Origin of the sequence: Burkholderia ambifaria AMMD (genome assembly GCF_000203915.1) — a bacterium.
GTDB classification, from domain to species: domain Bacteria; phylum Pseudomonadota; class Gammaproteobacteria; order Burkholderiales; family Burkholderiaceae; genus Burkholderia; species Burkholderia ambifaria.
In genome coordinates this window covers 1,300,384-1,313,993 of sequence record NC_008391.1, presented here as the reverse complement: position 1 = coordinate 1,313,993, position 13,610 = coordinate 1,300,384, and the positions used below count along the sequence as shown (strand labels likewise).

General features: G+C 67.5%; 12 protein-coding genes. 5 read left to right on the top strand and 7 right to left on the bottom strand.

The window, feature by feature from the left end; all coding sequences use genetic code 11:
• Positions 1–60: 60 nt before the first annotated feature.
• The 3 genes from BAMB_RS21910 to BAMB_RS21900 all read right to left on the bottom strand — a co-directional run bounded on the left by BAMB_RS21910 (position 61) and on the right by BAMB_RS21900 (position 2,027).
• Positions 61–642: an HD domain-containing protein gene (locus tag BAMB_RS21910; RefSeq protein ID WP_011659358.1), complete on the bottom strand. Its 582-nt coding sequence runs from the start codon at positions 640–642 to the stop codon at positions 61–63.
• A 108-nt stretch (positions 643–750) separates the two neighbouring features.
• Positions 751–1,308 (bottom strand): helix-turn-helix domain-containing protein, encoded by a 558-nt coding sequence (locus tag BAMB_RS21905; RefSeq protein ID WP_011659357.1) that lies wholly within the window; start codon positions 1,306–1,308, stop codon positions 751–753.
• A 71-nt stretch (positions 1,309–1,379) separates the two neighbouring features.
• Positions 1,380–2,027, bottom strand: a complete 648-nt coding sequence (locus BAMB_RS21900) for a hypothetical protein (RefSeq protein ID WP_011659356.1) — start codon at positions 2,025–2,027, stop codon at positions 1,380–1,382.
• A gap of 362 nt (positions 2,028–2,389) precedes the next feature.
• Here BAMB_RS21900 and BAMB_RS21895 point away from each other — a divergent pair, with 362 nt between their 5' ends.
• Positions 2,390–3,793: an HdeD family acid-resistance protein gene (locus BAMB_RS21895; protein ID WP_011659355.1), complete on the top strand. Its 1,404-nt coding sequence runs from the start codon at positions 2,390–2,392 to the stop codon at positions 3,791–3,793.
• 181 nt (positions 3,794–3,974) lie between these two features.
• A complete protein-coding gene (locus BAMB_RS21890) occupies positions 3,975–4,706 on the top strand; it encodes a ribonuclease T2 (RefSeq protein ID WP_011659354.1) in 732 nt (243 codons plus the stop codon).
• A gap of 68 nt (positions 4,707–4,774) precedes the next feature.
• On the opposite strand, the gene BAMB_RS21885 is transcribed toward BAMB_RS21890, so the two are convergent.
• From BAMB_RS21885 to BAMB_RS21875, 3 genes are all read right to left on the bottom strand, one after another.
• Positions 4,775–5,410 carry a cysteine hydrolase family protein gene (locus tag BAMB_RS21885; RefSeq protein ID WP_011659353.1) on the bottom strand — a complete coding sequence of 212 codons (636 nt, stop codon included), beginning with the start codon at positions 5,408–5,410 and terminating at the stop codon, positions 4,775–4,777.
• A gap of 129 nt (positions 5,411–5,539) precedes the next feature.
• Positions 5,540–6,460 carry a LysR family transcriptional regulator gene (locus tag BAMB_RS21880; protein WP_011659352.1) on the bottom strand — a complete coding sequence of 307 codons (921 nt, stop codon included), beginning with the start codon at positions 6,458–6,460 and terminating at the stop codon, positions 5,540–5,542.
• A gap of 167 nt (positions 6,461–6,627) precedes the next feature.
• Positions 6,628–7,542, bottom strand: a complete 915-nt coding sequence (locus BAMB_RS21875) for a glutaminase (protein WP_041491683.1) — start codon at positions 7,540–7,542, stop codon at positions 6,628–6,630.
• Positions 7,543–7,760: 218 nt separating this feature from the next.
• Here BAMB_RS21875 and BAMB_RS21870 point away from each other — a divergent pair, with 218 nt between their 5' ends.
• Positions 7,761–8,471, top strand: coding sequence for a response regulator (locus BAMB_RS21870; protein WP_041491512.1), 711 nt, complete (start codon positions 7,761–7,763; stop codon positions 8,469–8,471).
• A 64-nt stretch (positions 8,472–8,535) separates the two neighbouring features.
• Positions 8,536–9,666 (top strand): ATP-binding protein, encoded by a 1,131-nt coding sequence (locus BAMB_RS21865; protein WP_011659349.1) that lies wholly within the window; start codon positions 8,536–8,538, stop codon positions 9,664–9,666.
• A gap of 78 nt (positions 9,667–9,744) precedes the next feature.
• Here the strand turns inward: BAMB_RS21865 and BAMB_RS21860 are convergent, their stop codons facing one another.
• Entirely contained in the window at positions 9,745–12,135 is a 2,391-nt protein-coding gene (locus BAMB_RS21860) for a patatin-like phospholipase family protein (RefSeq protein ID WP_011659348.1), read from the bottom strand.
• 256 nt (positions 12,136–12,391) lie between these two features.
• Here BAMB_RS21860 and mreB point away from each other — a divergent pair, with 256 nt between their 5' ends.
• Positions 12,392–13,426 (top strand): rod shape-determining protein, encoded by a 1,035-nt coding sequence (gene mreB, locus BAMB_RS21855; protein ID WP_011659347.1) that lies wholly within the window; start codon positions 12,392–12,394, stop codon positions 13,424–13,426.
• Positions 13,427–13,610: the final 184 nt, after the last annotated feature.

Sequence of the window (13,610 nt, the reverse complement as noted above, 5' to 3'; positions counted from 1 at the left end):
CAGTGTAGATCGGATGCTCGATCGAAAACACGAGCCGCCCGCGCCGCCGGTTCCGCGAGCTTACGCGCCGTCGCCGCGTGCGTCGATCCTGCGTTGTGTGTCCGCGTCGACGATCGCGCGGATCGCGCCGAACAGCGGCGTCGCGTCGGTGTAGCGCCGCCCGTAGCCGAGATTGAACGCGTAGTCGAAGTCGGGCGGATTGCTGCCCTGGTTGTGCTGCAGAATCGTCTCGAGCTTGTCGAGCGCCTTCGCGGCGCGCGCTTCCGGTGATTCGGCCGCCTCGTATTCGTCCCACAGCGCGACGATCTCGTCGCGCAGCGCGCGATCGAGCCCGGCCGTGAGCGTCAGCAGGTCGTCGCGTTCATGCGTGCTCTTGTCCGGATGCGCGGCCTGCTCGATCGCGGGGATGTCGCCGTGCAGCGCTTCGCCGAGATCGTGGACGACGCACAGTTTCAGCAGCTTCGTCGTGTCGACGTCGGGCAGCGCATCGGCGAACACGAGCGCCATCAGGCACAGTCGCCAGCTGTGCTCCGCCGTGCTTTCGCGGCGGCCCGTCGACGTGTGGCCGCTGCGCAGCACGTCTTTCAGGCGTTCGGCTTCGCGCAGGAAATCGAGCCGCGCGTGGATCGTGTCGAGGTTCATCGTCGGCGCAATACTTGAGTGGAGCCGTCAAGCGTACGCCGTGCGGATGCGCCGCGTCCACGCATGAAATATGCGTGGCGCGCCGGGGCCCGGCGACTGGCGCACGTGCTACAGCGTTTCGACGAGCCGCGCGGCGGAGCCGTCCGACAGCGTCATGCGCGTCCACCGGCAGGTGCTGCCGCGGATCGGCACGACGCGCGACGCATTGATGCCGGTCGCGAATTCGACGCTCGGCGGCCCCGCGCGATCGTGCCAGCCGAGCGGGTCGAGCGCGGCTTCCATGCGCACGATTTCCGGCGACGCATAGCGCCACAGCGAGGTACCGAGCAAGGCCGGCAGCGGCCGCGAGAACTCTGCCGCGCGCGACGGCGCGCAGGCGAGCAAGCGATGCGTGAGGTCGCACACGAGATGCATGCGGGCCGTGCTGCTCGCGATCAGCCGCGCGAGCGCGTGGTCGCCGGCCGAATCGAGACGCGCGGCAAGCAGCCGCTCGGCCGTTGCGCGCTCGTCGGGCGACATCTGCTGGATGCCGGCTTCCCAGCGCGAGATTGTCGATTGCGCGACGCCGAACAGCTCGGCTGCATGGCTCTGCTTCACGCGGCGCAGCGTGCGCCAGCGCTTGAGTTGCGGGCCGAGCGGCGGGGTGTGAAGCGGCGAGGTCGTCATGTCGATGCTCCGGTTTGCGTTCGTGGTGCGAGCGCGTGCATGGCAGGCGAGCGTCACCGTCGCCGTGGCCGTTACATGATCCGCAGGCCGCCGTTCGCCTCGATCGCGATGACCGCGATCGGCAAGAGCACGATGCCGCCCAGCACGAGCACGCCGTCGGCGGCGATCGTGACCGGCGTCGCGAGGATCCGCAAGCCCATGCCGACCACGGACGGGGATTCCCTGACGTACACGTTGTACGGCCGGTTGAACGCTTGTGCGGCGTTGTCCTTGTCCTTGGCCTTGTCGGCGAAACCTTCGGTCGAATAGCGCTTGCCGCCGATGTCGCCTTCGAGCACGAGCCCGGCCTGCGCAGCGGTGAAGCCGTCGGCGGTCGCGGCCTGTTGATCGTCCGCCGATGCGTTCTTCGGCAACAGAATCCGGTAGTGGCCGGTCACGCCGCTGCCGTTCCCACGAAAGTCGGTGAACTGGGTGTGCAGCGACTTCCGGTAGCCGGACTGCAGCACGGGCCGTAGGGAGGCAGGCAGATCGAAGATGTAATGGTAATCCTGGCCGAGGACGACGAGTTTCTTGCCGTCTTCGGTGATCATGAACGCCGACACTTGTTCGTGGTACGCGCTCTCCTTGTACAGCTTCGGCGTGAAGCAGCCGGACAGCGGGAGGCTGGCCGCAGCCATGCCGGCGGCCAGCAGGCGCCGGCGCGTGATCGAAATGCGCATTTCTTGTAGTTCCGTCTTTGCGGTTTAAGGTGGCTTTCGCCCTCGGAGCGGCGATTCTCGCGTATCCGGCGCGCGTTGTCGAACGGGAAATCTGCTGCGGCAATGCTGCCGATCGTGCCGTGTCTTGCAGCATGCCGTGGCGCCCGAAGCAGCCGGAAACGTTTTCGGCAGGCTTTCAACCAGCTTCGTCATATCTTATTATTCGGCCAGAGCGGCGCGCGCCGGCCGCCATCGGTCATGTCGACGCATGACGCGCCGGCCAGCATTCCCCGCCTTCCGGCTCGCGCATCGCACGACGCGCGGTCGGCACGACAGGAGACGCGTGGCCATCGCGTATCCCGAAAAAATGATACGAGGGCGCAATGGTACGACTGGTCTTGCTGCTGCTGGGCATCGAATATCTGCGAACGCGCTGGCGCGGGCTGACCGTGCTGGGCTGGCTGTGGGTCGTCGCGGGCGTCGGCATCTTCATCGACGCGCTCGACGGCGCGCTGCATTTTCCGATCGAACTGTTCGCGTGGCTGTTCCTGATCGAGGGGCTCGCGACGCTCGCGGTGGCCGGCAGCGGCGTCGGCGGGCAGCGCATCCTGCGCTACGTGAAGGGCATCGCGGTCGTGGTGGCCGCCGGGCTCGTGTTCGCGGGCCATCATCACGGCCACTTCCTGCTGTCGATGATCTTCGGCACGCTGTTCCTCGTCGACGGGCTGCTGCAATGCACGTCCGCATGGATGGTGCGTTACCGGCGCTGGAACGTCGCATTCGCATGGGGCGTCGTCGAAATCCTGCTCGCGATCTTCTTCTATCAGCCGTACCCGACTCACTATGCGGGCACCGTGCCGTACTGCCTCGGCCTGCTGCTGATGTTCGGCGGAATGCACATGCTGAGCCTCGCCGCGCGCGTGCGGCGGCTCACGCGCAACCCCGCGTTCGTGACGTCGCCGGCGCCCGCGATCGTGCCCGACATCGACACGGCGCCCGACGTCCCGCGCTTCACGCAATCCGAATGGGACGGCCCGCCGGCCGACCACGAGCGCGCGCTCACCGTGCACGTGTGGACGCCCACCGGCACGTCGAAGGCCGAAGCGCAGCGCTACCCGGTGATCGACCGCTACATCGCGGCGGTGGACGTCAACGGCGTGATCTCGACCGGCCATGCGGCGCTGGAGTCGCCCGAGGGCATCTACATCAGCCTGTATCCGGCCGTCGAGATCGATCGTTCTCCGGACGAATTCACGCGGCTGCTGCGCGCGACACGCGAGAACGACGTGCCCGGATTGTTTCAGCCCGACTATGCGACCGAATCGAAGGCGTGGTGTCCGTCGACCGTGCGCGTGCGGATCCGCAACTATGATCCGGCGAAGCTGGACGCCTTCTGGTCGTCGTACCGGCAGACCGTGACGTACAACCTCACGCACCGCAACTGCTCGAGCACCGTGTCGAACGCGCTCGAGGCGGCACTCGACGGCGCGGTGTGGCGGCTCAAGGGCGAGCGGGCAGGGTGGGGCGCGTTCGTCCGGCTGTTGCTCACGCCCGAGCTGTGGGTCGCCGCGCAGATCCGCAAGCGCGCGGTGACGATGGCCTGGACGCCCGGGCTCACGCTCGACTATGCACGCGCGCTCAGCATGCTCGCCGATCCGCGGCCGTTCGCGTGGTGGAAGGTCGCGCGCTCGGCCGTGACGGCGATCATCGCGTCGCGCCGGGCGTGGCGTGAGCAGGACAGCGCGGCGTTGTCACCGGGTGGATCGGAAGCCGCGTCGGCGAAATGATCGCGGGGCGCCGCACCGAGGCTTCGATCAGCAGGCCGGCATTCATCGGCGTTGCGCCGCGTCACGAATTCCTTGGTCCACCTTCATATTGATGCCATGTTGCGTCGGCAACAATCGCGGGCAGACATTCGACAATCTTGCGGCGCATCCCGCGACCGCAAGCCTTTTCCGAGGAAACGCCATGCTCAAGACGCTCGCCCGCGCCGCGGCCGCACTCGCCGTCGCATCCGCCTCGCTGCACGCAACCGCGCAGACCAGTTACGACTACCTGTTGCTCGCGGCTTCGTGGGAGCCCGGCTTCTGCGCGTCGCACGATACGCCGGAGTGTACGAACCTCGCCGGCACGTATGCGGCGACGAGCCTGTCGCTGCATGGCCTGTGGCCGAACCGGTATGACGGCAACCAGCCGTTCTACTGCGGCGTGCCGCAGAGCGACATCGATCTCGACAATGCGCACCAGTGGTGCAGCATGGATGCGTATCCGGTGAGCACCGCGACCCGCAACACGCTGTCGACCTACATGCCGGGCGTGGCGTCGTGCCTCGACAAGCACGAATGGTTCAAGCACGGCACCTGCTCGAATTCGGCCACGCCGGACACTTACTGGAACGAGGCGACCGGCATGATCAGCCGGCTCGGCAACACGTCGTTCAACACGTTCCTGCAGGCGAACGCGGGCAAGGTGGTGACGCGCAATCAGTTGCTGTCCGCGTTCGAGGGCGCGTTCGGCAGCAACACGCGCAGCGCGGTGTCGCTGAAGTGCACGAAGACCAACGGCGTCAGCTATTTCACGGAAGCGTGGATCGCGGTCAAGACGACCGCGACTTCGCAGTTTCCGAGCGCGGCATCGCTCGTGACGGACGGCAATACGCAGGGCACGTGCCCGACGTCGGGCGTGTATATCGCGAAGTAAACGCACGAAGTCACGCAGGATGCGCCGGCCAGGAGCGTTCCGGCCGGCGCGGCTTGGGCGTTGCGCGTCTACGCGAGCAAGTGCAACGCATCGTCGAGCGACAGCACCGTGGTGCGCGTCTCGAACGCCGTCGCGAACAGATGCTCGTGCACGACCTGATCCGGGTCGTAGCAGCAGTCCTTCACCGTATACAACCGGAAATCCGCATCGCTTGCGTGCGCAACCGACGACAGCACGACGCCGGTCGACGCAATCCCGACGAGGATCAGCGTATCGATACCCTGCGCGACGAGTTGCGCCTGCAGGTCGGTGCCGAAGAACACGCTCGCACGATGCGCGGCGATCAGCGGCTCGCTGTCCAGCCGGCCAAGCTCCGGGCACGGGCCATCGTCGACGAACAGGCCGAGCTGCTTGATACCCTGGCCGTTCTTGTTGCGCGGACTGACTTCCAGATAGCCGGGGCTGAAACGGAGATTGGCGAAGCAAACGTGGACGCCGCCGGCCCGCGCCGCATCGCACAGCTTGCGCGTGTTGGCGAGCAGGGTGGGCGCGACCGACGGAAAGAGCCCGAGGATGTCGGTCTGGTAATGCATGACGACCACCGCGGTTTGCGCCGGCACGATCGGCGGAATCGGTGCGTGCGTGTGGGTGTCCGTGCCTGCGTGGTCGGTGGCTGCGCGATCTGAAGCGTGTTCCGGTTGCATGACTGATGCTCTCCCAAAAGTCACTTCGGTAGGTTCGGAAATCGACCGCTACGTGGATGTCGTCGACCATTCTAGGGGGCCGGCAAGAAACGGGTGCGTCGCGTGGCGTCCCGGGTACGGACGTGTGCGTCAGGCCGCGACGCCGCGCGTGCTGAACAGCGTGGATATCAGATCGATCTGATCCAGTCGGTTGATCCACCATTTCAATGCGCGTCCGGTCTTGTCCTCACGCCAGCCGAGGTAGCAGGTTGTATGGTCCCGCACGCCGATTACGCGCCGTTCGACGAGCTTTCCCTGACGGATCGCCTCCTCGACGACGGGCGCGGGCAGCATGCCGACGGCCATGCCTTCGCAAAGGAGGTCGAGTTTGGCGGCCAGCGTCGGCACGATGATGACCGGTTGTCCGTCATGAATCGCCACCGATCGGGGCTCGAGGGCGCGCGACGTGTCGCTGATGATGACGCCGCGATGACTTGAAATGGTATCGCTGTCGAGCGGTTGTTCGACAGCGGCGAGCGGGTGATGCGGCGCTACGACGAAAACATGGCGCAACAGGCCGATCGGCCTTGCCGCGATGTTCGGCGCGTGTGGCGGCTCCCCTGCGGCACCGATCGCGATATCCGCGCGCCCCGTCACGAGCGCGTCCCATACGCCACCGAGCACTTCGGTCGATAGACGTAGCCGTGTGGTCAGCTCCATGTCATAGAAGGCGCGCACGTGCGGCCACAACGACGGGAGCGGCAGAATCTCGTCGAGGCACAGTCTGAGTTCGGCCTCCCAACCCGCGTGGACGCCCCGGACCTTGCTCTCCAGCTCCCGCCCCGCCTGGAGCAGACGACGACCATCCTCTACGAGCAGTCGTCCCGCCTCGGTCAACTGCGCACGCCGCCCGCTGCGATCGAACAGGATCACGCCGAGATCGCTCTCTGCCTTTTGCACCAGGTAGGACAGTGCAGACGGTACGCGATGAATCAGCACGGCTGCCTCCGCGAACGTGCCCGCGCGGTCTATCGCATCGAGCGCCTCCAGAACTTCAAACGACAACTTCAAAACGATTACCTTTTAGATGGGCCGCTGATCTTCGACGCAGGGGCGGGGCGCAAATTGGAAGAGGTCAGGCTTGCGACCATGCCCGGGCGCGTGGGTCAGTGGCCGCGAGGGGGCGCCATTATGCAGCCGCGACGACGCTGTTCCGAATTGCGCCTAACTCCGCCACCTCAAAAAATCGACCGCCCCGAATACGTCGTCAACCACTCCAGCGCCAGCGTTCCCGCCAACGAGTTCCCGTTCGCGTCGAGCCCCGGCGCCCACACGCACACGGCCATTTCGCCCGGCAGCACCGCGACGATCCCGCCGCCCACGCCGCTTTTCGCGGGCAGCCCCACGCGATACACGAAGTCCCCTGCCGCATCGTAGGTGCCGCAGGTCAGCATCAGCGCCGACAGCCGCTTCGCCGAACTGGCATCGAGGATCCGCTCGCCGGTGACGGGCGCGACGCCGCCGTTCGCGAGAAACAGCGCGGCTTGCGCGAGCTCCACGCAGTTCATCGTGATCGCGCACTGGCGGCAGTACGCGTCGACCACCGTTTCCGGCGGCATCTGCATATTCCCGAAGCTCGACATGAAATGCGCCATCGCACGGTTGCGTTCTGCGTGTTGTAACTCCGACAGCGCGACGCGCGAATCGTAATCGACATCGTTGTTGCCGATCAGCCGTCGGACGAATTCAACGAGCGCCGTCTCGGCGCGCACGAAGCGGCGGCACAGCACGTCGGTGACGACCAGCGCGCCCGCATTGATGAACGGATTGCGCGGCTTGCCACGCTCGCTCTCGAGCTGGACGAGCGAATTGAACGCGGTGCCGGACGGCTCGCGGCCGACCCGTTCCCACAGCGCGTCGCCGAGCAGCTGGAACGCAAGCGTGCACGCGAACAGCTTCGAGATGCTCTGGATCGAGAAGCGTTCGTGCGCGTTGCCGATGGTGTAAACGTTTCCGTCGAGCGTCACGACGGCCATCCCGAACTTGTCGGCCGGCACCTTCGCGAGCTCGGGAATGTAGTCGGCGACGCGCCCTTGCCCGATCCAGGGGGCGAGTTCGGTATGGATGCGTTGGAGGATCGGCTGGTAGTTCATCACGTGAGGCAGGGCAGGCGTGGGCCCGGTTTCCAGGGAGCCCGTATGGAACCGTTTCGGCGCCGGTTCGTCAAGCACGGCGGCCATCGCGCCCTTATTTGTCAGATCTCCAAACGGGCAAGCGGCGGGCGCAGTATCATGCGGTACGTTTCGGCCGCTGGCCGGCAGCGCGCAAGCCTGTCGCCGCGGCGGTCCCCCGTATGATCCGACCGTTGCCCATGTCTTTTCGCATCCTGCTCGTCGAAGACGACACCCGCCTGTCCACGCTGATCGCCGGCTACCTGCGCAAGAACGACTACGAAGTCGACACTGTGCTGCATGGTGACGCCGCCGTGCCGGCGATCCTGTCCATGCGCCCGGATCTCGTCATTCTCGACGTGAACCTGCCGGGCAAGGACGGCTTCGAGATCTGCCGCGAAGCGCGCAAGGAGTACGACGGCGTGATCATCATGGTGACGGCGCGCGACGAGCCGTTCGACGAACTGCTCGGCCTCGAATTCGGCGCCGACGACTACGTGCACAAGCCGGTCGAGCCGCGCATCCTGCTCGCGCGGATCAAGGCGCAGTTGCGCCGCGCCCCCGCGCGCGCGGCCCAGGGCCCCGCGGCGCAGCCGGAGCGCTACACGTTCGGCCAGTTCTCGATCGACCGCACCGACCGCTCGGTCGTGCTGCCCGGCGGCGGCTCGCCCGACCTCACGTCGGCGGAGTTCGACCTGCTGTGGGTGCTGGTGTGCCATGCGGGAGAGGTCGTCAGCCGCGACGACCTGATGCTGCAGCTGCGCGGTGTCGAGTTCGACGGCCTCGACCGCACGATCGACGGGCGCATCTCGAAGCTGCGCCGCAAGCTGCTTGACGATGCGGGCAACCCGCAGCGGATCAAGACGATCCGCAGCAAGGGTTACCAGTTCAGCAAGCATGCGTGGGAATGACGCCGCCCCCACGCGACGCCGCCGGCCGCAGTATCCCCACCTCGCACGATAGCCGGAAGCCGCGATGATCCGACGCACGCCTTCGCACCCCAACGCACCGCCGCTCTCGACGCTGCGCTATGTCAAATGGCGCTGGCTGCACTTCCGCCGCGCGTGGACCGACACGCGCGCCGACCGCATTCCGAGCTGGTCGCGCCTGTACGTGCGCACCTACCTGCATCTGCTGGGCCTCGTGCTGCTGACCGCGCTCGTGCCGGCGCTTGCGCTGGGCGTCGTGTTGTCGCCGGAAGTCGTGTGGCACGCGTTCGACGCGCTGCCGGGCGACATCTGGATCGTGCTCGCGTTCATATTCGCCGCGCCCGCGCTTGCCGCGTACCGGTGGATGCGGCCGGTCTGGTCGGATCTGGTGATGGTGCGCGAGCGTGCGATCGACTTCACCGGCGGGCGCTTCAACACGCGCGCGCGGGAGTCGCACAGCGTGATCATCGGCCCGCTCGCGCGCACGCTCAATGCGCTCGCGATGCGCATGGAACGGCTGATCGCCGCGCAGCGCGATCTGACGAACGGGATCTCGCACGAGCTGCGCACGCCGCTCGCGCGCGTGCGCTTCGCGCTCGAGATGCTGCGCGAACCGGGCTCCGCCGCCGAATATCACGGTGCGCTGGAGAGCATCGCGCAGGACGTGACCGAGCTCGAGGAACTGATCGACATGAGCCTCACGTATGCGCGGCTCGAATACAGCTCGCTGCAGTCGAATATCGAGCTGACCGCGCCGGTCGCGTGGTTCGAGCACCAGGTCAGCGATGCGCAGCTGCTGTATCCGGAGCGCGCGATCGAGTCGCGCATCGCGATCGCGTCGGACCTGCGCGTGAAGATGGACCGGCGGCTGATGTCGTATGCAATGCGCAACCTGCTGCGCAATGCGAGCAAGTATGCGAACGCGCAGATCGTGGTCGGCATCTCGATCGAGCACGGCAACATCGCGATCTTCGTCGAGGACGACGGCCCCGGCGTGCCGGAAGACGAACGCGAGCGGATCTTCGACGCGTTCGTCCGCCTCGACCGCCGCACCGGCGGCTACGGGCTCGGCCTCGCGATCACGCGGCAGGTGCTGCACGCGCACAACGGCCGGATCGCGGTCGTCGATCCGGTCGAACTCGGCGGCGCGCGCTTCGAGATCAGCTGGCCGATCTGACGGCCCGGCCGCGGCGGCCGGGCAACGGGGTCGCCGCGCCGCCGCGGGGGCGTCGGCGGCGACCGCCGCACGCCCCGGTCAATACGTGCGGCCGAGCTGCAGATAGATGTTGCGCCGCCCGCCCGGCGCGAGCGCGACACCCATGTACAGCGGACCGAACGCGGTCGACAGGCTCGTGAAGAACGTATAGCTCTGCTTGAGCGCGCCGCCGCCCACCTGCACGCCGCTCGACCACACGTTGCCGACTTCCGCGCTGGCGCCCACCGACAGCGCCTTGATCGGCGACGCGTTGAACGTCGCCAGCTGGTTCATGTAAGTCACGTTCGCGTACGCGAGTTCGTTGCCGGTCAACTGGTCGGCCGCATACGCGGCCAGATGCTGGAAGCCGCCGAGCGTGAAGTTGAACGCGTTGATCAGGTTGGTCCCGCCGATGCTCTTGCCGCCCTCGATCGTGGCGCTGACACTGTGCCGGCCGAACTGCTGCGCGATCATCGCCTTGCCGTAGATCTCGGTGTAAGGCGTGTTCGACGTATCGGCGAGGTTCGCCGCGGACTGGCTGTTGTGCGACCACAGCGAGCGTTCGACGCGGAATTCGCTGTAGTAGCCGCGGCGCGGGAACATCGGATCGTCGAGCTGATCGATGACGAGCCGCGCGCGCGCGGTCAGCGCCTGCGACGTGAAGCTCGGCCAGATCAGGCTCGAGCTGCCGTCATCCTGCGAGAACGGCAGGTTGTAGTTCGGCGAGCCGTGCCCGGTCGCGTAGCCGATGCCCATCCGGAGGTCGCCGAGCCGGCCGATCGGCAGCCCGAAGTCGATCCCGGTGCGTGCCGTCTGCATCAGATACTGGTTCAGTTTGACCTCGCCGCTGTCGTCGTACAGGTTCACGTAGCGACGCTGATATTCCGCATAGGGCGAAATATAGAAACCGTACGCGGCCGGCAATGGCTGGCGCAATTCGACGCGCCCCGACAGCAGGTCGCTGCCGATCGTCGTATCCGCGCGGAATTCGAGCCCCGATTCGGTGAGCCACGGCCGCCGGTAGCCGACGTGCAGGCGGAAGCCGCCTTCGTCGGTCGAACTGCTCGACATCCCGACGCCGAACAGCAGGAAATTCGGCCCCCAGTATTTCTCGCGCGCATCGACCACGAGCACGTTCTCGTCGCCGTGGCTCACGATCTGCTGCGTCACGCTCTCGAAATTGCCGCCGGTCGTCAGCCCGAGCAGGTCCTGGCTGACGGTCGCCGGATCGTAGGTGTCGCCCGGTTTGACGTGCAGCGCGTCGCTGACGACCCGCTTGGGGATGCCGCCGCTCGTCTTGATCTCGATGCGCGTGATGCGGATCGGCGGCGGCAGCGGCTGCGCATGGGCGGACCGGTAGGCCGCGTACTGTTCCGGCGTGAGCGCGAAGCGCTTGAGCCGCGGCAGCGCCGCGGTCGCGGCGGCCGCGCCGGCGGCGATCGCCTGCTTCGCGTTCTGGAAATCGGTGAACGCGAGCGCGCCGAGGTCGGGCGTGAGCAGCACGTCCTGTGCGGCGAGCTGCTGGCGCTGCGACGTCACGTTCTGGCGGATCAGGATGCCGACCATCTGCTGCATCACGTCGGCCGGCGACGCGAGCGCGTCGAGCGGGCGCAGCGGCGAGCCGATGTCGACGGCGATCACGACCTTCGCGCCCATGCGCCGCGCGGTGTCGACCGGCAGGTTGCTGACGAGCCCGCCGTCGACGAGCGCGCGGCCGTTGATCTCGGCCGGCGCGAACAGGCCGGGCATCGCCATGCTCGCGCGGATCGCGAGCGGCAGCGACCCGTGGTCGAGCACGACCATCTGGCCCGTCTGCAGGTCGGTCGCGACCGCGCGATACGGGATCGGGAGCTGGTCGAACGGCTGGTTGGTCGGCACGGCGGCCGTCCAGTTCGCGAGCAGCGCCTGCAGCCGGTTGCCCTGGACGAGGCCGACCGGCGCCTTCACGCCTTTCTTGCCGAAGCCGAGCGTCAGGCTGTTGATGTACAGGCGCTCGTCCTCGCGGCTGGTTTGCGGCAGGTCCGCGCGGTCGGTCACGTCGAAGGCGATGTCGGCCAGGTTCACCTCGGACAGCCGCTGTTGCATCTCGTCGGCGGCCATGCCGCTCGCATACAGGCCGCCGACCACGGCGCCCATGCTGGTGCCGGCGATGCAGTCGATCGGGATGCGGTTCTCCTCGAGCACCTTCAGCACGCCGAGGTGCGCGTAGCCGCGCGCGCCGCCGCCGGACAGCACGAGGCCGACCGGCGGCCGGCCCGCCGGGCCGCCGTCGGCGTTGCAGGTCGGCGCGGCGGGGGCGGCCGGTGCGGCGGCAGTGGCCACCGGCGCGGTGCGGGTGGCGGTGTCGGCGGCCGGCAAGGCCTGCGCGGCAACGGTGCTGCACCAGAGCGCAACGAGCGTTGCGCCGATCTGGCGCACCCCGAGCCAGCGGAGAGTAGCGGTCGCTGTCATGGTGGAATACCTGGCGTGATCGGGCGTGAGACGCCTGCCGGGAGCAGGCAAGACCGAGAGATTACCGTGTTTCACAAGCGCAACGCGAGCCGCCGTTGCGTAGGCGCGGGCCTGCCGAAACGCGTTTTCGGCAATTTCGTCGCGAAATAATCATCGGAAGTGTCTAAAGTATCGGAACGATTTGCCGCTAAGTCCGGGATGGGGCGGTAAAGGCGCGCCGCACGGATGCGGCTGGTATGTTCAATAAAGGCTTGATATGTCGACACCGCTGTTCGGAAAGTTGTTTGCGCAACCCGTTGCGATCGACCCTGGAACGGCGAGTACGCGGATTTATACGCATGAGCGTGGCGTGGTGCTGAACCAGCCGTCGGTCGTCTGCTTCCGCAAGGGCGGGGCGTCCGACGCGCGGCCGACCCTCGAGGCCGTCGGCGAGCTCGCGAAGGCGCTGCTCGGCCGCGAGCCAGGGCATCTGGAGGCCGTGCGGCCGATGCGGCACGGCGTGATCGCCGATGCGCACGCCGCCGTCCAGATGATCCGCCGCTTCATCGACATGTCGCGCACGCGTTCGCGCTTCAGCCGCCGTGTCGAGGTCACGCTGTGCGTGCCGTCGGATGCGACGGCGGTCGAGCGCCGCGCGATCCGCGAGGCCGCGTTCGCGGCCGGTGTGTCGGAGGTCGAACTGATCGAGGAAGCGCTCGCGGCCGGGCTCGGCGCGGGGTTGCCGGTGACCGAGCCGGTCGGCTCGATGGTCATCGACATCGGCGCGGGGACGACCGAAGTCGCGGTGATCGCGCTCGGCGGCATCGTCTACCGCGAGTCGATCCGCGTCGGCGGCAACCAGTTCGACGCGGCGATCATCAACTACGTGCGCAACGTGTACGGCGTGCTGCTCGGCGAGCAGACGGCCGAGCGCGTGAAGAACACGATCGGCTCGGCCACCCGCGCCGTGCCGCGCGCGTCGACCCGCGCGATCGGGCGCGGCATCGAGGACGGCCTGCCGCGCTCGATCGAGCTGTCCAACCACGACGTGGCGGACGCGCTGGCCGCGCCGCTCAAGCAGGTGATCGGCGCGGTGAAGTCGGTGCTGGAAAACGCGCCGGCCGAACTCGTGACCGACATCGCGCATCGCGGCGTGGTGCTGACGGGCGGCGGCGCGCTGCTCGCGGATCTCGAGCGCCTGCTGCGCGACGAGACCGGCCTGGTCGCCCGGATCGCCGATGATCCTGCCACCTGCGCGGTGCGTGGCGCGGGCGAGGCGATGGGGCGGCTTGCGATGTGCCCGGTGGATTGACGCCGGCCGGGCATGCTCGGTGACGTTTCCTGAAAGTCTTTCGAACCCCGAAGCGCCAGCATGCCGCACTTCGTCCGGTTTCTCCGGACACGTTCGACACGTCATGCCGGCCGCGTGATCTGGACATGCGCGAGCGCGGCGTGGCAGTATGCCGGGCCGCGTGCCGGACAAGCCGGCGGCGTAC

Excerpts from the sequence above, each read along its gene's own strand:
- BAMB_RS21910 (WP_011659358.1), bottom strand. The coding sequence starts at position 642 with ATGAACCTCGACACGATCCACGCGCGGCTCGATTTCCTGCGCGAAGCC.
- BAMB_RS21905 (WP_011659357.1), bottom strand. The coding sequence starts at position 1,308 with ATGACGACCTCGCCGCTTCACACCCCGCCGCTCGGCCCGCAACTCAAG.
- BAMB_RS21900 (WP_011659356.1), bottom strand. The coding sequence starts at position 2,027 with ATGCGCATTTCGATCACGCGCCGGCGCCTGCTGGCCGCCGGCATGGCT.
- BAMB_RS21895 (WP_011659355.1), top strand. The coding sequence starts at position 2,390 with ATGGTACGACTGGTCTTGCTGCTGCTGGGCATCGAATATCTGCGAACG.
- BAMB_RS21890 (WP_011659354.1), top strand. The coding sequence starts at position 3,975 with ATGCTCAAGACGCTCGCCCGCGCCGCGGCCGCACTCGCCGTCGCATCC.
- BAMB_RS21885 (WP_011659353.1), bottom strand. The coding sequence starts at position 5,410 with ATGCAACCGGAACACGCTTCAGATCGCGCAGCCACCGACCACGCAGGC.
- BAMB_RS21875 (WP_041491683.1), bottom strand. The coding sequence starts at position 7,542 with ATGAACTACCAGCCGATCCTCCAACGCATCCATACCGAACTCGCCCCC.
- BAMB_RS21870 (WP_041491512.1), top strand. The coding sequence starts at position 7,761 with ATGTCTTTTCGCATCCTGCTCGTCGAAGACGACACCCGCCTGTCCACG.
- BAMB_RS21865 (WP_011659349.1), top strand. The coding sequence starts at position 8,536 with ATGATCCGACGCACGCCTTCGCACCCCAACGCACCGCCGCTCTCGACG.
- BAMB_RS21860 (WP_011659348.1), bottom strand. The coding sequence starts at position 12,135 with ATGACAGCGACCGCTACTCTCCGCTGGCTCGGGGTGCGCCAGATCGGC.
- mreB (WP_011659347.1), top strand. The coding sequence starts at position 12,392 with ATGTCGACACCGCTGTTCGGAAAGTTGTTTGCGCAACCCGTTGCGATC.